Origin of the sequence: Paraglaciecola arctica, from assembly GCF_018861065.1 — a bacterium.
GTDB lineage: Bacteria > Pseudomonadota > Gammaproteobacteria > Enterobacterales > Alteromonadaceae > Paraglaciecola > Paraglaciecola arctica_B.
Window position 1 is genome coordinate 78008 of record NZ_JAHKQO010000037.1, and the last position, 19707, is coordinate 97714.

The 19707-nt window shown below is 40.0% G+C and carries 19 protein-coding genes; 5 read left to right on the forward strand and 14 right to left on the reverse strand.

Annotation, left to right across the window (positions count from 1 at the left end):
* Window positions 1-45: 45 nt before the first annotated feature.
* Entirely contained in the window at window positions 46-1443 is a 1398-nt protein-coding gene (gene dnaB / locus KO534_RS17220) for a replicative DNA helicase (RefSeq protein ID WP_215931391.1), read from the reverse strand.
* Between the two features lie 96 nt (window positions 1444-1539).
* Window positions 1540-3360, reverse strand: coding sequence for a DNA helicase RecQ (gene recQ, locus KO534_RS17225; RefSeq protein ID WP_215931393.1), 1821 nt, complete (start codon window positions 3358-3360; stop codon window positions 1540-1542).
* Window positions 3361-3758: 398 nt separating this feature from the next.
* On the opposite strand from recQ, the gene KO534_RS17230 reads away from it, so the two are divergent.
* Together KO534_RS17230 and rarD are read left to right on the forward strand one after the other, a co-directional pair.
* The gene (locus KO534_RS17230) at window positions 3759-4682 is read left to right on the forward strand and encodes a GGDEF domain-containing response regulator (RefSeq protein ID WP_215931395.1); all 924 of its coding nucleotides are present in this window, start codon (window positions 3759-3761) and stop codon (window positions 4680-4682) included.
* A gap of 276 nt (window positions 4683-4958) precedes the next feature.
* Window positions 4959-5858 carry an EamA family transporter RarD gene (gene rarD / locus KO534_RS17235; RefSeq protein WP_215931397.1) on the forward strand — a complete coding sequence of 300 codons (900 nt, stop codon included), beginning with the start codon at window positions 4959-4961 and terminating at the stop codon, window positions 5856-5858.
* Between the two features lie 17 nt (window positions 5859-5875).
* Here the strand turns inward: rarD and KO534_RS17240 are convergent, their stop codons facing one another.
* Together KO534_RS17240 and uvrD are read right to left on the reverse strand one after the other, a co-directional pair.
* Window positions 5876-7105, reverse strand: a complete 1230-nt coding sequence (locus tag KO534_RS17240) for a GGDEF domain-containing response regulator (protein ID WP_215931399.1) — start codon at window positions 7103-7105, stop codon at window positions 5876-5878.
* A gap of 63 nt (window positions 7106-7168) precedes the next feature.
* Window positions 7169-9337: a DNA helicase II gene (gene uvrD / locus KO534_RS17245; protein ID WP_215931402.1), complete on the reverse strand. Its 2169-nt coding sequence runs from the start codon at window positions 9335-9337 to the stop codon at window positions 7169-7171.
* Between the two features lie 118 nt (window positions 9338-9455).
* On the opposite strand from uvrD, the gene cysE reads away from it, so the two are divergent.
* Window positions 9456-10235, forward strand: coding sequence for a serine O-acetyltransferase (cysE, locus tag KO534_RS17250; RefSeq protein WP_215931404.1), 780 nt, complete (start codon window positions 9456-9458; stop codon window positions 10233-10235).
* Between the two features lie 15 nt (window positions 10236-10250).
* On the opposite strand, the gene KO534_RS17255 is transcribed toward cysE, so the two are convergent.
* From KO534_RS17255 to lptM, 6 genes are all read right to left on the reverse strand, one after another.
* Window positions 10251-10967 (reverse strand): HAD-IA family hydrolase, encoded by a 717-nt coding sequence (locus KO534_RS17255; RefSeq protein WP_215931406.1) that lies wholly within the window; start codon window positions 10965-10967, stop codon window positions 10251-10253.
* Between the two features lie 32 nt (window positions 10968-10999).
* Window positions 11000-11893 carry a tyrosine recombinase XerC gene (xerC, locus tag KO534_RS17260; protein ID WP_215931408.1) on the reverse strand — a complete coding sequence of 298 codons (894 nt, stop codon included), beginning with the start codon at window positions 11891-11893 and terminating at the stop codon, window positions 11000-11002.
* A gap of 7 nt (window positions 11894-11900) precedes the next feature.
* On the reverse strand, window positions 11901-12566 hold the full coding sequence (locus KO534_RS17265) for a DUF484 family protein (protein ID WP_215931410.1): 666 nt from the start codon (window positions 12564-12566) through the stop codon (window positions 11901-11903).
* Between the two features lie 21 nt (window positions 12567-12587).
* Entirely contained in the window at window positions 12588-13418 is an 831-nt protein-coding gene (gene dapF, locus KO534_RS17270; RefSeq protein ID WP_215931412.1) for a diaminopimelate epimerase, read from the reverse strand.
* 168 nt (window positions 13419-13586) lie between these two features.
* Window positions 13587-14837, reverse strand: a complete 1251-nt coding sequence (lysA, locus tag KO534_RS17275; protein WP_215931414.1) for a diaminopimelate decarboxylase — start codon at window positions 14835-14837, stop codon at window positions 13587-13589.
* Complete coding sequence (gene lptM, locus KO534_RS17280) at window positions 14838-15008, reverse strand: LPS translocon maturation chaperone LptM (RefSeq protein WP_215931416.1); 171 nt, start codon at window positions 15006-15008, stop codon at window positions 14838-14840.
* 344 nt (window positions 15009-15352) lie between these two features.
* On the opposite strand from lptM, the gene rraA reads away from it, so the two are divergent.
* Entirely contained in the window at window positions 15353-15838 is a 486-nt protein-coding gene (rraA, locus tag KO534_RS17285; protein WP_215931418.1) for a ribonuclease E activity regulator RraA, read from the forward strand.
* Window positions 15839-15960: 122 nt separating this feature from the next.
* Here the strand turns inward: rraA and KO534_RS17290 are convergent, their stop codons facing one another.
* From KO534_RS17290 to KO534_RS17305, 4 genes are all read right to left on the reverse strand, one after another.
* The gene (locus KO534_RS17290) at window positions 15961-16368 is read right to left on the reverse strand and encodes an ExbD/TolR family protein (protein WP_215931420.1); all 408 of its coding nucleotides are present in this window, start codon (window positions 16366-16368) and stop codon (window positions 15961-15963) included.
* A gap of 99 nt (window positions 16369-16467) precedes the next feature.
* Window positions 16468-17268 carry a CLCA_X family protein gene (locus KO534_RS17295; RefSeq protein ID WP_215931423.1) on the reverse strand — a complete coding sequence of 267 codons (801 nt, stop codon included), beginning with the start codon at window positions 17266-17268 and terminating at the stop codon, window positions 16468-16470.
* A gap of 9 nt (window positions 17269-17277) precedes the next feature.
* Window positions 17278-17820: a flavodoxin FldB gene (gene fldB, locus KO534_RS17300; protein WP_215931426.1), complete on the reverse strand. Its 543-nt coding sequence runs from the start codon at window positions 17818-17820 to the stop codon at window positions 17278-17280.
* A 34-nt stretch (window positions 17821-17854) separates the two neighbouring features.
* Window positions 17855-18265, reverse strand: a complete 411-nt coding sequence (locus tag KO534_RS17305) for a nuclear transport factor 2 family protein (RefSeq protein ID WP_215931429.1) — start codon at window positions 18263-18265, stop codon at window positions 17855-17857.
* Window positions 18266-18489: 224 nt separating this feature from the next.
* Here KO534_RS17305 and KO534_RS17310 point away from each other — a divergent pair, with 224 nt between their 5' ends.
* A complete protein-coding gene (locus KO534_RS17310) occupies window positions 18490-19629 on the forward strand; it encodes a hypothetical protein (protein WP_354667957.1) in 1140 nt (379 codons plus the stop codon).
* Window positions 19630-19707 lie beyond the last annotated feature (78 nt).

The following is a 19707-nucleotide window of genomic DNA, read 5'->3' on the forward strand; positions in this document are numbered from 1 at the left end:
AGTTAACTCGTGACATTTTGCAAATTATGAGTATTGATTTGCGTATCAATATTCATCTTCTACTGCAGGACCCGCATAGTTATCAAAGCGAGAAAACTGTCCTTGGAAGGTTAACCTAGAAGTACCAATAGGCCCGTTACGTTGTTTACCTATAATAATTTCAGCCACACCTTGGTCAGTGCTTTGCTCGTTATAAACTTCGTCTCGATAAATAAACATAATTAAATCGGCATCTTGCTCAATAGATCCTGATTCACGTAAATCCGAGTTGATTGGTCTTTTATCACTACGTTGCTCAAGACTACGGTTTAACTGTGATAACGCCACCACTGGGACTTCCAACTCTTTTGCTAACGATTTTAGCGAGCGAGATATTTCAGCGATTTCTAGGGTTCGGTTATCGCTTAAGCCAGGAACTTGCATTAGTTGCAAATAATCTATCATGATCAGGCTAATCCCCCCTTTATCGCGGGCTAACTTTCTAGCTCGAGTACGTACATCCATTGGTGTCAAACCAGACGAATCGTCAATAAACAGGTTATCTTTGTCTTTCAACATTGCCATAGTGTTAGACATTCTCGCCCAATCTTCATCATCAAGTTGTGCGGTACGGATTTTAGTTTGATCTACGCGGCTTAGGGATGCCAACATTCTCATCATAATTTGTTCTGAGGGCATTTCTAAGCTGAATACTAATACCGGTTTTTCTTCTAACAACATGGCATTTTCGCACAAATTCATGGCAAAAGTGGTTTTACCCATTGAAGGCCTGGCGGCAACAATAATCAAATCTGAAGGTTGTAAACCACTAGTTTTTTTATCTAAATCTGTATAACCGGTCGAGACTCCAGTGACTTCTTTATTACTTTTAACTAATACTTCAAGTCGATCGATAGTTTTAGTTAATACTGCCTCGACATCTTTTGGGCCTTCGTCTTTTCCGGTGCGCTTTTCGGCAATTTCAAATACTCTGCTCTCGGCCATATCGAGAATTTCGCCGCTATTACGTCCCTCAGGGTTGTACCCTGTATCTGCAATTTCATGGGCAACGCCAATCAACTCGCGCACTACGGCGCGTTCTTTGATTATTTGCGCGTAAGCTGACACGTTAGCGGAACTTGGGGTGTTCTTCGCTAGTTCTCCTAAGTAAGCGAAACCTCCAGCTGCTTCTAGCTCATCCAAGCCTTCAAGATCTTCAGAAACAGTAATTAAATCAATTGGGTGACTTTTTGAAAGCAGGCGAATAATTGCACGGAAAATGATTTGATGTGAGCGATTGTAAAAATCTTCTTCTACCACAAGTTCAGCGACTTTATCCCAAGATTCAGGGGAAATAAGCATACTACCCAATACCGATTGCTCAGCTTCAATTGAGTGTGGCGGAACCTTCAGCTTTTCAACTTTTTCGTCCGCTTTTTTTTGTGGGATGGCTTTTACAGGCATGGATATTATCAGCTCAAATACGGCCGATAAGTATGCGCTAAATTGGTCTGAAAAGTAAACCTTTTGGACAAAATCTCAAGCATATAGATGGGCATTTTAGGGGCGAGTTAAATGCTTAGAAATAGCAGCGATAAAACGTTCTCCATAACGTTCGAGTTTAGTTTGTCCTACACCGTGGATATCGAGGAAGTCAAATTCAGATTCAGGGCATTTATCGGCCATGTCAGCTAAGGTTGCATCGCTAAATACAACAAAAGGGGGAACATCATCTTGTTCTGCAATTCTTTTGCGTAAATGTTTGAGTTTAGCGAAAAGAGCGCGATCATAATCTTGTACCGCTATTTGAGATTTTTTACCTAAATCTAGACTCAGTCTTGGTACCGCAAGTTGTAGATTTTGAGCTTGTTGTAAAATTGGTCTAGCTTCTTCAGTTAGTTTTAATACCGCATTTTGGGTGATATCTACCCGAAGAAAACCTCTGTGTATCAATTGATTAATAACGTTATGCCAAAAGGCGTCGGATTTTTCTTTGCCAATAGAGAAAGTGCTTAGTTTATCATGGCCATTTTCAAGTATACGTTTTAACTGTTTACCTCTGAGTACATCGATCAAATATTGACTGGCTACAGACTGTTTTAACCTAAACACACAAGATAGTACTTTTTGAGCATCTACCGTACCATCAAATGCCTTAGGTGGATCGAGACAAATATCACAGTTGCCACAGTGGCCAGCTGAATACTCAGCGAAATAGTTGAGTAAAATTTGCCGTCGACAAGTTTGCGCTTCGCCAAAGGCCTCCATGGCTGCAAATTTTTGCAGCTCTACGTTATTTCTTTGTACGTTTTCACCTGTTGAGATCCACTGACGAATTCGAGCTGCATCTTTTTCATCAAATAATAGTAAGGCTTCAGCAGGCATGCCATCTCTGCCGGCCCTACCTATTTCTTGGTAATAGGATTCAATGCTTCTTGGCAGATCGAAGTGCAAAACAAAACGTACATTTGACTTGTCTATGCCCATCCCAAATGCAACGGTAGCTACTATGACGTCTATTTTATCTTGTATAAAGTCACGTTGAATTTTGTCACGGATTTCGCCTTCGAGGCCGGCGTGATAACCCGCGCAATTTACGCCACTTTTGGCCAGTGCGATGCTGAGGTCATCCACTTTTTTACGACTATTACAATAAATAATACCGCTGCCCTCTTGTTGCTTAACAAAAGCAATCGCTTGGTCAGTGGCCTTATATTTAGTCACTTGGTTATAACGGATATTAGGTCTGTCAAAACTGCCCTTGAAAATAAATGGTTGTTGTAAATTAAGCTGTTGAGTGATATCCGCGCGGGTGGCCAGATCCGCTGTTGCGGTTAATCCCATAATTGGAACATATGGAAAGGTCGCCTTTAGTTGCCCTAGAAGCCTATAATCCTTTCTAAAGTCATGACCCCAGTGTGATACGCAGTGGGCTTCGTCAACCGCAATAAGGCTTATTGTGAGACCTTGTAGGCGATGGATAAACTCCAATTGCATAAGCCGTTCAGGTGCAACATATATGAGCCGATATTTACCATCTTGCATGCCTCTGTATACATCCAACATTTCTTGAGCAGATAAATTTGAATTGATATAAGCGGCATTCACACCATAGGTTAGCAGTGCATCGACTTGATCTTTCATCAAGGATATCAGAGGTGATATAACAATTGTCAGACCAGGCAGCAGCATGGCAGGGATTTGATAACACAACGACTTACCGCCGCCAGTGGGCATAAGTACTAACACATCTTTTTGCTGTAATACTTGGGCAATGACTTGAGCTTGACCGTCTCTAAAATGGTCATAACCGAAGGTGTGTTTTAATATTTTCTGCGCGTCGGTGATTGCTAGCGAAGATTGTTCTGGGTGATCTGACAACTGAAACTCAAAAAGCTTAAAATAAAGTCTAAGTTTACTTGTTTTTATCTATAGGTTCACTTGCTTACGGGGATTAAATCAATCTATCGTAAGACGTAAAGTTTAACGGTAGAGGAAGTCGCCTCGAGTTACATAATATCGCGCTTATAATGATCGGAGTGTTTTATTCAATATACGGATACCCCTAGGCATAAAAAAACAATTAATAAAGTGTTAAGTTCGATAGGTCGTTAAATTTAATAATATAGTCGCAAATTTAATACTTTTATTACTCGCAATATTGACAATAAAGTGCTTTATTAGTGGTTAAGGTTTAAACATATTTCAGCTTCTTTTAGGGGCAATTAACCTAAATCATATTTAGTTAGTAGCTAGTAGCAGTATTTTTCAGGGATGTTATGACGGCTTTTCGGCATCAACTTACATTACTCATAATTGACGATGATGTTGTCAGCATATCCACACTCACCTCGCTTTTTGCAAAAAACTTCAACATCGAAATAGCGCAAGACGGCAAATCTGCATTACAAAGTATAATGCTTAAAGATATTGATTTGGTTTTAAGTGTCGTTAATTCACCTATTATTTCGGGGCAAGAGTTGTGTACGTTTGTTAAGAACAGTCAGCTTACTGCCCATATACCTGTTATGTTTTTGGCCGAAGCCCCCAACCTTGATGAAGAAGACGAGTGTTTACAGATGGGCGCTGTGGACTATATAGATAAAAAGATACGGCCAAGTATTCTGGTTTCTCGGGTAACTAATCAAATGACAATGGTAGCGCAACAGAAAAAGCTTGCTCAAGTCTCATGTACCGACGGGTTGACCGGTTTAGCTAACAGAATGCAGTTGGATACTATGTTAAACAAGGAGTGGTATGCCGCCGTAAGAGGCAGTCATTCGATTGCAGCATTAATGATAGATATTGATCACTTTAAGCTATTTAACGATGAATTTGGTCACTTAGAAGGGGATGCATGTTTGAAAATAATAGCCTCAATTATTGCTTCAAGTAAAAGAAGAGAACGAGATCTTGCAGCAAGATATGGTGGCGAAGAATTTGTACTTTTACTGCCCTTCACTGATCTAAAAGGGGCTAAACAGGTGGCACAAGAATTAATCGAAAGTGTCAAAAATTGTAATATTAAATCAGCTAAACAGGCTTCTTTTCCAATAGTAACAGTAAGTATTGGTATTTCTGCTTTTAGCCCTACTCTTAAAAAGAACGCCGCGTCCAACCCTATTGACCTAATTGACAGAGCCGACATCAACTTGTTTAAAGCCAAACAAGCGGGTCGTAATCAATATTCTGCATCCAGCTAATTGTGATTTGCAGCTAATAAGTGCTACTAGAATGTGACACTAGGCAATGAATTTGGTTTAGGTATTACCCGATAATTATCTGTTCGCACAAAAGTGGGTTGTTAGTCAACAAAGCATAGGTCACAACTTATAAAACTCATGCAACTACTCATTAAAAACATCGTAGCTTTGCCCTAGATATTTAGCTTATCCAAATAAGGTATTAGATTGCATTTGAGAATAGCTTCACTCACACTGCAAACCCATTTCAAACGTAGACGGTCTTAGGTTAAATAGTTGAACGATAAATCAGTAAAAGCAGGGGTTATTTTTGCGTTAGCCGCTTACTTTATGTGGGGCATCGCGCCCATGTATTTCAAACTACTGACGAGCGTGCCGGCTCTAGAGATTGTCATGCACAGAATTGTTTGGTCTGTAATAGTACTGTGTTTATTGTTGCTGCTACGAAAAAAGTTTAAGCAAATATACTCGGCAATCCGTGACCCAAAAGTGATGGTTATTTTGGCGGTAAGTGGGGCGTTGTTGGCGCTAAACTGGTTAACTTTTATCTGGGCTATAAACAACAATCATTTGCTTGAAGCTAGTTTGGGGTATTTTATCAATCCGCTCTTTAACGTTTTTCTGGCACGATTCTTCTTCGGAGAAAGGTTGTCTCGATTACAGTTTTTAGCGGTTTTAGTGGCCCTTACAGGGGTAATGTATTTAGTTTTCACTCACGGGCAGATCCCTTGGGTTGCTCTAGCTTTGGCTATTACGTTTAGCGTATATGGGCTATTGCGTAAAAAAGTCAGTGTAGAGTCGATGCCTGGTTTGTTTATCGAAAGCTGTATCATGTTGCCGTTCGCATTACTTTATTGGGTCGTAATGGAACCTTCAAGTGGCAATATGTTTTCAAACACCGCAGATCTAAATATCAAGCTAGTGCTTGCTGGCGTGGTCACTATCGCTCCTTTATTATGTTTTACAGCTGCCGCTAAACGGATACGTTTTACTACGTTAGGATTTTTCCAATATGTGGGCCCAAGTCTAATGTTTCTATTGGCCGTGGTGTATTATCAGGAACCCTTAGACAGCGCTAGAGTTGTTACTTTCATCTTCGTTTGGAGCGGACTGCTTATCTATGTTTATGATTCGTTGAGAATTTATAGAAAATCGAGATTGGGAAATTACAAATAATCTTGGAGGGGGTTCGACTAGTCCGTTACTATCCGATTTCTGCCCTCATTTTTGGCACAATACAAGTGTTCGTCTGCAATGCGCAGCATCGCGTTGATGCCACCTTTACTTTTGTGAGTGAATCCGATACTCACAGTGCATGACAATTGTTGTTTTTCAAAAGTGAGAATTTTGTTCTCAATTGCATTGCGAAAGTTTTCCATTACTTCTAGCACTTTTTCAGGAGAAACATTAGAAAAGAATACACAAAACTCTTCACCGCCAAATCTTGCAGCTGTGAAATCAGCAAAAAATTCTGCCACTAACTTTGCTAATTCTTTCAGGGTGTAATCACCACAATCGTGGCCAAATGTGTCATTTACTGCCTTGAAATGGTCGATATCTATAATCGCTAAACTTTGGTTTTGGGGCGTTGATTTTAGATTAGCTGCGACTCTCTCAAAAAAGTGTCGCCTGTTGGGTAAACCTGTCAAATAGTCCAAGTTTGCAACACGTCTAATTGTGGCAATATTCTCTAGACGTTCAACATTTTGCATAATTCGGCAGAAAAATTCCTCGTGACAAAACGGCGTGTGTAAATAATCGGTTGCACCACTTTTAATAAATCTTGCAGATAAGCCCGTTGTAGTATCTGAAGAGATGCCAATGATACCTAAGTCTTCTTTGGAATAGAGCTTACGAAGCTCTGAAATCATCTTAATTCCCGATATATTATCGTCTATTATCGCTAATTTGATATTCGAATTACTGCGCAAAAACTCCATGCCTTGCTCGGCATCAGATGCTTCAAAAGTGATAAAATTATGGCGTCTAAGCAAAGCCGTCATTGAATGCCTAGTGATACGCGAACCATCCACCACTAACACGGCTATTTTTTTATTTTTATCTAGACGGTTTAATAACCGTGTTAAATATTCATAAACCTGAGCGTTCTCTTTGGGGATATAGTCCACTACATTTTTATTGAGAATGGCTGTTCTAGTTGATTCATCTAGCGTCGCTGTTACAACTATAGTGGGTAAAAATGATTCAATCGCAAAATCTATTGCTTCTCCATTTGGCGCGTCTGGCAAGTCAAAGTCTACTACTGCGCAAAGGTAATCTTCTGGAGCGGAACTGGAAAAAACATGTTTGGCTTCCACTAAACTGGTGGTGCAAACTGGGCGCAACTTAGCCTTTGAAATAAGTCTGCGCATCAGATTCATGCTACTTTTACTGTCTTCGACTATTAATACTTTGCGTTGCATGGTGTCAGTTTTGCCGTTATAAATTTAATTTAGCAGATTAGTAAATTTCAAGCTCTTGAAATCTCAGACTTTTGTTAATTTCGCGAATGACATAACCAACCATTTACTGCCGAACTCGTCAAAATTGACTTGTACTCTAGCGTGTTCACCACTGCCCTCATAATTTAAGACAGTGCCTTCAGCAAATTTTGGATGTGATACTCTTTCTCCCAATTGAAACCCAGTAGATTCGAATGCAGTATGCCCAGTAACTGGAGTGAACCGATTTTGGACCGGACGAGAGATACTGGTACGTAAACGAACTTCTTCAATACAATCACTTGGGATTTCTTTGATGAAGCGTGAAGGCGTATGGTATTTGTCCTGACCGTATACTCGTCTATTTTCGGCATAGGTGATATATAACTTTTGCATGGCGCGCGTCATGCCTACATAACAAAGTCGGCGTTCTTCTTCGATTTTTCCGGGTTCTTCGTTACTCATTTGACTCGGGAACATGCCTTCTTCTACACCCGCCATGAACACCAATGGAAATTCCAGACCTTTTGCGGTGTGGATGGTCATCATTTGTACGGCATCTTGATGACTGTCGGCTTGGTTGTCTCCTGCTTCAAGAGAAGCATGAGCTAAGAATGCAGACATAGGTGTCATATTATCGGCTTCTTCAGGCACCACAAATTGTTTACACGCTGTGACTAATTCTTCTAAGTTTTCTATTCTGGCTTGGGCTTTTTCACCTTTTTCTGCCTTATACATGGCAAATAAGCCTGAGTGTTTAATCACGTGATCGGCTTGCTGCTCTAAAGGAAGTGCCTTAATATCTTGAGCGAGCTGTGTAATAAGCTTGGTAAAAGCCGTCAGTGCATTTGAAGCGCGACCAGTAAGGCGTTTTTCTGCGAGTATTTGTGTGCTGGCATCCCACATGGATAATTCTTTGTCACGAGCTAATTCGCGAATTAGTGATAGAGTTTTATCACCAAGACCTCGAGTGGGCGTATTCACAATTCGCTCAAAGGCAGCGTCATCTATGTTCTGATTAATTAAACGTAAATAACCTAAAGCGTCACGTATCTCTTGGCGTTCAAAAAATCGTAAGCCTCCGTAAATACGATAGGCGATGGATTCTTGCAATAACGCTTCTTCTAACACGCGAGACTGCGCGTTATTTCGGTATAAAATTGTACAATCTGTTAGAGCATTGCCATTGTCGCGCCATTCTTTTATTCGCGAAATGTTGAATCTGGCCTCATCTAACTCATTGAATCCGGCGTACAATGAAATGGGCTCGCCTTGGCTGTCTTCTGTCCACAACTTTTTACCTAATCTACCTTGGTTATTATCAATTACCGCATTCGCCGCTTTTAATATATTTCCAGTGGACCGGTAGTTTTGTTCCAATCTGATGGTTTTTGCACCCTTAAAATCTCTTAAAAAATGTTGAATATTTTCAACATTTGCACCGCGCCAGCCGTAGATAGACTGGTCATCATCGCCGACTATTATCATATTGTTGCTAGGGGCGGCAAGTAAACGTAACCAAGCATATTGGATGTTATTGGTATCTTGAAACTCATCTACAAGAATGGCTCTAAAACGTTTTTGGTAGTGTTGTAATACAGTCGGGTTATTTAGCCAAAGCTCATGAGCTCTAAGTAATAATTCAGCAAAATCGACTAACCCAGCGCGGTCGCATGTTTGTTGGTATGTTTGATAAATCTCGCGCATTTTTTGCTGAGTAGCATCACCATATGTTTCTATATGTTGTGGACGTAACCCTTCGTCTTTATTGCCATTGATATACCATTGCACATGTTTTGGAGCCCAGTGTTTTTCGTCAAGATTAAGACTCTTAAGAACACGTCTAATTAAACGGTATTGATCGTCAGAGTCCAAAATAGTGAAGTTTTCTGGGAGTTTCGCTTCCGCATAGTGTGTGCGTAGCAATCGGTGCGCAATGCCATGAAACGTACCGATCCACATGCTATTGAGTGCACTACCTTGCAATTGTTCTATACGACCGCGCATTTCTTTGGCTGCTTTATTGGTAAAAGTTACAGCTAAAATGCCGTATGGAGCAATACCCTCAACTTCCATCAACCAAGCAATGCGATGCACTAAAACTCGGGTTTTGCCGCTGCCAGCACCCGCTAAAATAAGCATGTCAGATGCAGGGGCCGCTACTGCATCGCGTTGTTCGTCGTTTAACTGGTCAAGAAGTCGAGATACGTCCATTACACAAAGAATACGTTAGAAAAATATTTTATAAGTATATCAGTAACACTGTATTTAAATACACTAAACTACACCCTATATACAACTGATATCGCGTAAACGAGACAGCAGAGAAATTATGAGTATTGAATTCTGGCAACAATTAAAAGATGAAGCAGAACATTTGGTTGAAAAAGAACCACTATTGTCGAGTTATGTGCATACCTGTATTTTGGCGCATCACAACTTCGAAACCGCTTTGAGTTTTATTTTGTCTAATAAATTGGCAGATGACGTGATGAGTACTTTATCTGTGAGAGAAATGTTTGAGCATTGTTACCTATTACACCCAGAAATAGTAGAAGCGGCTATTGCTGATATTCAAGCTGTGTTTAAGCGCGATCCGGCAGTACATTCATTTCTAACTGTATTACTGAATTTTAAGGGGTTTCACGCCATTCAAGTGCATCGATTAGCTCATCAGCTTTGGTTAACCGATCGTAAGGATTTAGCGCTATTTATTCAAAGTCGTAACTCTGAGGCTTTCTCGGTAGACATTCATCCAGCTGCGAAAATCGGCCAGGCAGTCATGTTTGATCATGCAACAGGAATAGTGGTCGGCGAAACGGCTGTTATTGAAAACAATGTTTCTATTATGCAATCAGTGACACTTGGTGGAACGGGTAATGAAGCAGGTGACCGTCATCCTAAGGTTCGTGAAGGAGTGATGATTGGGGCGGGTGCCAAAATCCTAGGTAACATTAATATAGGAAAGGGAGCCAAAGTAGGCGCCGGAAGTGTTGTGCTTAGTCACGTACCCCCACATGTTACCGTGGCTGGTATTCCCGCCAAAATTGTCGGCAAGCCTACCTGCCGAAAACCCTGTGAAACTATGCGTCAAAACATACTGGAAGACTAAGTCTTAGTTCAATTGTTAGATCAAATCTAACAATTGGCTCAACCGACTCAGCTGTATATGGGGTAAAAGCTGTAATTGTTCATTACGAATAAGCATACTCCTATCTTCAGCATACCAAGCCGCTTGGTATCCCGCTTTAAGCGCACCGTAGACGTCTTTAGATAAATTATCTCCTACATGTAAAATGTTCTCATGAGAAATATTCAGATAATTCTGTGCGGCGTCAAACATAGCGATATGTGGTTTCATTGGGAATTCTAAACTGGCCTTAAAACTGTTACAAAAATACTCGCTAATACCTATCTGTTCTAAGTCAACATTACCATTGGTGATCGCCACCAAAGGTACTCTGTTAGCTAAATTTTCTAATAAAGAATGAATGTTTCTATTTAAAGTGAAGTTACTTCGCTGAAAATAAAAATGTTCAAAACTCTTCTGTGTTGCGGCATCCAGCTCATCACCAACTAGACCTAATGCCGAAAACCCAGATGCTAGAGTTAAGCGTCGCAATTCACCTATGTCATTTTTAATGGCCGGATTAGCTAAAATATGTGTTTGTTGTTGAGTTCGCCAAAATGTTTTGTCTAAGGTTTTTGTCGCTGGATATTGCTCATGCATAAATTCAATCAAAGCGCTTTGTGCTTTGACAATTACACTAGTGTTTTCATATAGGGTATCGTCTAAATCGAATGTAATAGCTTGAATTGGTTTAAGTTTTTTATAAAATATCATTTAGGACTATATGTTCTTTTTTAATTAATTAGTTACTTAGACTTCTTAGCTCTAGGATGTGCACTGTCATACACATGAGCCAAATGTTGAAAGTTTAGGTGTGTATATACTTGCGTCGTAGATAAGTTAGCATGCCCCAATAACTCTTGTACCCCTCTTAAGTCAGAACTTGATTCTAAGACGTGGGTAGCAAAACTATGGCGCAGTTTGTGTGGGTTGACTGACTGCTCTAAGTTTTGTCGTTTAGCCCACAATTTCATACGTTTAGCTATTTGACGAGTACCTAGTCTTTTTTGACGCATGCTTACAAACAGTGCGGGTTCATCACTACTTGCTAATTGTGGCCTTATTTTTAGCCATACCGCTAACACCTCTATGGCAATTTTCCCAATTGGAAGCAAACGTTCTTTGTTACCTTTACCTATGACCCTTAGCTGATTGTCTGCTTGAATGCTTTTAATATTAAGGTCAGCTAATTCTGACAACCGTAGGCCACAACTATACATTAACTCCATCATGGTTTTGTCACGTATAGCTAGAAGATCATCTTCTTTTATGTCCAACAATTGGGTCATTTCGTCTACGTTCAATTGTTTAGGCAGTGGTTTGTTTTGTTTGGGGGCTTGGATTGATGATGCTGGATTTTGAGTGAGTTGCTGTTGCTGAACTAGATAACTACAAAACCCGCGAATGGCAGATAAACGTAACGCTATTGAACGAGCACTCAGATGACTTCTTCGTGCTTCGTTAAGAATATTTCGTACATCTGATACTTTGAATTCTGACCAAGAATCAATTTCAAGTTTGTCGAGTGCAACAGACAGCTGTCTTTGATAATTCTCGATTGAGCTACTCGCCAGATTCTTTTCGTACTTAAGATAGGCTAGATATTTTTCTAACCAAGAATATAAGCTTGGCGATAACATTTAGTGACTAGTAGGTAAGCAATTTGGGTAACAATATACCTAAAAATTGCTGCAGTTGAGTGATGAGTAAGGTGTCCATATCTGGATTAAAGTGCCCAGCATCTTTACTTCCAATAGCCAAAATTCCAAGTTCTCCTAAGTCACCGATAAGCAACAAGGCGACTGAGTTAGCTTCTTGATCATTAAATAATAATTTACGCTCATGTTCACTTAGGCGGCCGAAGAAAAACCGGTGTCGTTTAAATCGTTTTTCGATAAGCAAGCGTTGCTGGATCTCTGGTAAAGCATGCGCTCCTTTAAAAGGTTTGAGGGTCACTGATGCTAATTGTAGGTTTTCTTGAATAACTTCTTCTAGGATAAACTTCAGATCATCCATATTAGTGCACTTTAGAATGCGCAAATTTAAATCCGCATAGATCCGATAAATGGCTTCGTTTTGTTTAGCTATGGTAATGAGTTGATTTAACTTATGACTTAAAACTCTGACCTTTTTACGCAATTGCTCACTTTGCAGTTCTACTAAAGAAATACTGCCTTTGTGAGCGTGGGGAATACTCAATTTTTCTACAAGATGTGGAAATTGCGTAAAAAAATTAGGATTTTCAAGTAGAAAAGCAGCTACTTGTTCAGCGTCTATTAGCTCTTCAGATTCATATGCAGTCGTTATATCCATTTTATTTTTGCGACTCTTTACTCATAAGTTTATATATCCATCAAAAATATGCTCTGCAGCGCCAGTCATTTTTAATACATTGTCTTTGCCTTGCCAACGTATTTTTAAACTGCCCCCTGGTAAATCAACTCTAACGTCTTTACTCAACCTGTTTTGCAATTGTCCTACTGCTACCGCTGCGCATGCACCACTACCACAGGCAAGGGTTTCACCCGCGCCTCGTTCATAAACCCGCAGTTTAATATGACTGGGGTTAATAATTTGCATAAAACCCACATTGGCACCTTCAGTAAAACGTTCATGTTTTTCAAGCAAAGGGCCCATAGTTGCTATGTCTGCAGTTTGCACGTCATCTACTAACAAAACACAATGTGGATTTCCCATGGATACAGCACCACAGAAAAACGTCTGTTCTTGCGCTCTTAATATGTAAATTTTTTCACGTTTGTTAGCTTTTATCGGCACTAAGCTTGGCTCAAACTCGGGTACGCCCATATTCACAGTTACTTGCCCATCTTTCTCAAGATAGAGAACCATTCGCCCAGCTTTAGTGCTAACCACAATTTTATTGCGGTTGGTTAAACCTTTCATTTTTACGAAACGAGCAAAACATCGCGCTCCGTTACCGCACTGGGATACCTCGCTACCATCTGCGTTAAATATTCTGTAATGAAAATCTTGGTCAGGATCATAAGGTGGCTCAACCATCAAAAGTTGATCGAATCCTATACCAAAATTTCTGTCTGAGAGTTGTTGTATCTTCTCTTTAGAAAAAAAAACGTTTTGTGTTACGTTATCAATAACTACAAAATCATTTCCCAGACCATGCATCTTTGAAAACTGGATTTGCATTGCGACTACTTAGCTAAAATTTTTGTCAACACGCATAACAAACAGCGTGATTGATATTATGAAATTAGTTATATCATTTCAGAGAAAGACTGACTATGTCTTTAACTAACAACGGGCTAAATAATCGCAAAAATGAATAATATTTTGAACAGTAAGTTATCACTATACTTAAGTTGGTATGTGCTCACTTTCAAATAACTGCTCTAATTTTTCACGTTCTCTCACCAAGTGCATATTACTACCATCAATTAACACTTCAGCAGCTCTACACCGACTGTTGTAGTTTGAGGCCATAACAAAACCATAAGCACCTGCACTGCGCACCGCAAGATAGTCATCAGGTGCAATTGCGAGTTCACGACTTTTACCAAGAAAATCACCGGTTTCACAAATTGGACCAACTACATCATAAATTGCTTTTGGCCTAGTAACAGCGGTGTTAAGTGGAATGATACTTTGCCATGCTGAATAAAGTGCTGGACGAAGCAGGTCATTCATTGCTGCATCAACAATAGCGAAGTTTTTCTCAGCGCCTTGTTTTAAAAATTCCACCTTAGTTAATAATACACCTGCATTGGCCATGATAGCCCGTCCAGGTTCAAAGATAAGTAATAACTCTTCTCGACCAACCAATCGCTCGGCAATGGCTTGTGTATATTGGTCGGGATGTGGCGGTTTTTCATCATCATAGGTCACACCTAATCCGCCACCTACGTCAAGGTGTTGTATGTGAATATTCTGTGTAGCCAACTCATCAATCAAGGCTAACAAAATGTCTAGCGCATCAATAAAAGGCGTTAAATCGGTTAGTTGGGAGCCAATGTGGCAATCAATACCTACCACATTCAAGAAGGGTAAGCTGTTGGCATATTGGTAAATTTCGATAGCTTGTTGGCGTTCGACCCCAAACTTGTTGTCTTTAAGGCCTGTAGAAATATATGGGTGAGTCTTAGCATCTACATCAGGATTGACCCGAATAGAAATAGGCGCTTTTTTGCCTGCTTGCTCAGCTACTTCGTTAATACGTGCTAACTCACTACGGGACTCAACATTAAAACATTTAATATTGTGTTGTAACCCTAAGGCAATTTCTTCATGGGTTTTGCCCACTCCTGAAAACACTATTTTGCTAGGATCACCGCCGGCTTTTAATACCCGCGTAAGCTCGCCACCAGACACAATATCAAAGCCAGACCCCAGTTTGGCTAAAACATTTAAAACCGCCAAATTTGAGTTAGCTTTAACTGCATAACAAACCAAATGTGGCTGACTGCCTGCAGCTTTATTAAAAGCCAGCCAATGTCGTTCAATTGTCGCCTTTGAATAGACATAACAAGGTGTACCGTATTGTTGAGCTACGCTTTCTAGGGATACGTCTTCAGCAAACAGTTGTTGATCTTTGTAGGCAAAGTAGTCCAATCAATCTTCTCCTTTTTCGGTAGACTCAGTTGATGGTTGAGAGTCTTGTGAGCTGTTGTTTGTAGCGGGTTCTTCAGGCAAATATAAAGCACGTTTTTGGCCGCATGCAGTAAGTAACAAAACTACTAATAATGTTACTCCCATCGCTTTAAATTTTACTTTGTTTGTCATCACAACAACTCAATTAATTTTTAGGTCGTAATAATGTCATTACCTAAGGTAAAAACAAAGAGTTCTTGGGCTAGAATCATGTATTTTATGCAATATGACATAACTATCCGTAACTGGTGCCAATACTCGGTACTTGAGTCAATACTATTACCACTAAAACCATGTTTTAGTGGTAATAAAATGTGTTGCAAAACAAAGTGGATTTTTTGGTATTGAACACATTAAGCAATAATTTAGGTAAAATTTTATATCAGAACTAAAGCACGACATAAAATATGTTTAGGCTGGATTTGCTGCACGCTAGCAGTATACTAAAACTTCACTAACCTAAATTTGGAACAAACATGGATTACAATACTTCTACTCTTTGTGATGTTTTTGCCGACAGTGTTGACGTGGTTGAACCCATGTTTGTGAGTTTTGGCGGGCGATCTTCTTATGGTGGCGAAATTACTACCATCAAATGTTTTGAAGACAAGGGATTAGTTCTAAAAGCCTTAGAGCAGCCAGGTTTAGGCAAAGTGTTGTTGATTGATGGTGGTGGCTCTATGCGAAGAGCTTTGATTGATTCTAGTGCCGCGCAACTGGCATTTGATAACGGTTGGGAAGGCATTGTGTGTTATGGCAGTGTGCGTGAAGTAGAGGATCTAGAAGATATCAACATTGGTATTCATGCTATTGCGTCAATTCCGGTTAGTGCTGATGATCAAGAATTTGGTGAAATAGACGTGGCGGTTAATTTTGGTGGTGTGACGTTTTTACCAGAAGATCATTTATACGCGGATACTACGGGGATTATACTTTCGCCAGAGCCTCTTGATCTTGAGTGATTTTTATATTTTTTGATAGGCCTTAAAAAGCTCAAATATCCTAAAGCTTGTAACCGATTTTAAAATAAAAAAAGGCCGCTATCCATAACTAGCGGCCTTCTTAATTTCTAAACTTAGTGCTTTTAGTTAGCCACTAAAACCGAAACGTTTGCTATACCGGCTTTTTTCACTTCGTTGATAACTTCAGTAACATCACCATGCTTAGCTTTTGGATGAGCCTGAACAGCTGCTGAGTCTTGGTTGTTTTCTGCTAAGAAGCTTTGAATATTGGCTTCAACGCGGCGTATGTCTACTTGACGGCCATTAACAACAATAGTGCCATCTTCTTCCACTCGAATCGCCAATGACTTCACATTGGTAGGTGGTGGAGGCGTATTAGAATCTTTAGGACGATTAACTTCAATACCCTTTTCTTTCACAAAGGAAGTGGTAACAATAAAGAAGATAAGCATGATGAACACTATGTCCAACATGGGAGTCATATCAATTGCAGCTTCGTCGTCAGAACTGCCGTGCTTTTTTCTTTTCATCGGTATAAATCGCCAATTGGGTTAAAACGAGACTGCCTAGTATAAAGGCAGATAGACTTTAGAACATCTATTAATTAGCTTCTAATTAACAAAATACTTCTATTTAATGTTTTTCGACTTAGCCATAGCGTGCCCCAAATGATAAAAATAATCCAGTAGGTTTTTAGAAAAAATTATTCTGAGTCCTTTATCAGGGTAGATCCCCATCTTAGCTTCTGGGCTTTGTGTAGTGCCTTGCACCAAAAACGCATTTTTAATGTGATGGTCTTGAATACAGGCCTCAAAGGCACGTGCAACAAGCTCCTGTGGACGAGCATAATAAAATATTTTTAGGATTTTGTCTGCTTGGGCACTGCGGTTTACAAATTCATTTGGTTGGCATTTATTTGTGGAAAGAAAAATACTTTCAAAACACAGACTGAGTTTTTCATTTAATAAATGTGGGATTTGTTGCTTATCTTGTAACCAACACTGCGAAGCAAACTGCATAGAGGTAGTTTTAGCAAACAGCTTGTCACAGATGTAATGATCAAAGGCGTGAAACCACTCATGGGCTAATGCACCTCCTCCGGCGTTTTTCGCAAGGGCTAACTTTTTGGTGGTAGACTCATAATGAGCACTACTATGTTTTCTTCCCCCGCTGCCAAAAGCGAGCGACAAACTGCCATTAAGTGAAATAACTGCTTCTGGAACTTGTAATATGTCCATCAAATCACACAAAGCATCAAAAAATAGATTGGCTGCAATTTGTTGTTCTTGAGTCGTGACCCATTTACCAATGGTGACGGTACGAAAACCAAAGATTTTTACAATATCTTGAAAACTTACATCAGCTCCATCACGGTGAGAAGGGCCGTTTCGATAGTAGGGTTTGTGAAGTCGAGACTCTGAGCTGTGCAAAGTATGCTACTAAAGTAATTTTATTTCAGTGATTAACTGGTTGCACCAATTGTTGATACGTTCATCGGTTAGTTCATATTGGTTCTCGTCGTCAAGGCATAAGCCAACAAAAAAGTTTTTGTCTTCTGTCAGCGCTTTTGAGGCTAAAAATTCATATCCTTGATTGGGCCAATAGCCAATAACGTCGCAATCGAGTACTAGCAGTTCATCGTGCAACATGCCTACTGCGTCTTGAAACCACTCAGCATAGCCAAGTTGATCACCCAAACCAAATATGGCTACGGTTTTGCCTGCCAAGTTTAAGGTTTTTATATCTTGCCAAGTGGCTTCCCAGTCTTCCTGTAGCTCTCCAAAATCCCAAGTGGAAATACCAAGTATAAGAATATCAAACTGCTCGGTCTTGGATAATGTAGTGTCTTTGATATTGAATAATTCAACACAGGCATAACCGGTTAGGTGATGGAGCTGCGTTTGTATTTTCTCGGCGGCCATCTCGGTGTAACAGGTGGTTGAGCCGTAAAATAGGCCAATTTTCAGTTCTTTGTTATTCATTGAATCTTAATCGAAGTTTTAGCAATGTGAAAAATCATGGTTCGCAGGCGGTGGCAGCATAATAGGTGACAGATTGAACTAGGTCTTGTTTCAGTTGATAAATAGACAACGCACATTGAGAGCTCGCCCCGTCGTTAGAAAATGCTTCCTCTACAACCGCAACCGTGTTGCCAAGTGCAAGTGAGCTTTTTATCTGTGAGCGGGCGTTGGGTTGTTGCTTAAAATGCGCAATCATTGCAGTACGTAGCGCATCTTTGTTATCTGTTTCTATCAATATTTTGTCATTTATGTTGTACAACCATTTTACTTCTTGAGCGGTTTTTTCAAGCATTTTTTCTATATCATGCTGGTTGTAAGCAGCGATAAATTCTTGTACTTGTGTTGTCGGCGAAGCTGCGACAGAAAAGGACCAGCTTATTAACACTATGAGCCAAGTGATTTTCATCGAATTAAATACTCCTCAAATGAGTCTTGATACTGAGACATTATACAAAAAATACTTTGTTTCGCGGCTTTTTATATCTAGTCAAAATAGGTAAGGCGCAACAACCCATATAATTAATGACCAAATGGTTAGTTTTATATTTCTTCATGAATTGGGGTAGGGTAAACTAATTTGCTTAATTAATCGTTTGTAACAGTGAGAACAGACCGTATATGAGAGCATATGTGGGTTTTATCATAGGGATTGGCAGTTTATTAATTAGTAGCTGCGGAAAAGGCCCAGAATCGGATCAACCGGTAAAGCACGAATCGGATAAAAAAGCAGAGCAAAATTTGCTAGTTAATGGTCATTGGATCACTGAGCAAAATGGTCAAGTCATGCTTAACCCTCAAACATCAGGTTTAGTTAAATGGCGTGATGGCTTGTTGACTTTAAGCGATCGTAGTGCCGACATCACACAACGTTTGCGATTGCGGTCTATCATAGCCGATAAAGCGTTGTTAAACGGCCCTGATTTTCCAATGGTGCTATCTGAAGGGCTAAAATCGAGCTGCTTCGCCCCTTATATTTCTAATAATCCAGATTTAGAGTCTTTGGTTGTTGATCCTGACGACGATAAAGTATTTTATATCGTGACCGAAGATGGATCATATGCTGAGCCCATGCCGCAGGTATGCCAACAAAAATACCTAAACTCCGGCTCGACGCAATATCCAACTTTGTTGGTTAGGCTCGAATTACAATCCAATAATACCGTTTTGATGACACACGCGCGCCCAATTCAATTTACCGCGGATATGCAGATTGGTGATTTCCCTAACGACGGTGTCGAAGCCCTCGCATTTGGCCAGAATAGAACGTTGTATTTAGGGGTTGAGAAAGATTCCCAGAAACAAGCGAGAATACTTTCGCTAACAATGAATGACGAATTTTGGCAAACGGATGAATTTGCAGAAGTCACTCAGTTTAGCTTGAAGCTCCCAGCTTTTGAGTCTGGGAATCATCCCATCAATGGCATGGATTATTATCAAACACCCGATGGCAGAGAGTTTTTACTTGCAGCCGCCAGAAACGATGAGACCTTATGGGTGGTGGATTTATCGGGCAAAAAAGAGACGGTCATTGTTCCTATGACGTTTTTTGCAGAGGTTCAGGCAGCTAACCAAGAATGTGGAAATTACGAAGCTATGGATAACGCTTCAATTGAGGGAGTGGCAGTTATCGGCGATACACTTTGGTTAATTAACGATCCTTGGAAGGCAATGTACCTAAACAATGTTAAGTGTGAACAAAATCGTCCTCATTACGAAATGTTTGCTCCACTGTTATTCAGTGTGCCCATACAAGCTAAATGGTTCGACTAGTTCGAGCCATCAATTGTAATATCCGTAATTCAGCTTTGCTGTTGTTCAGTGTGCCTAATAGCGCAACTGAATAGCGGT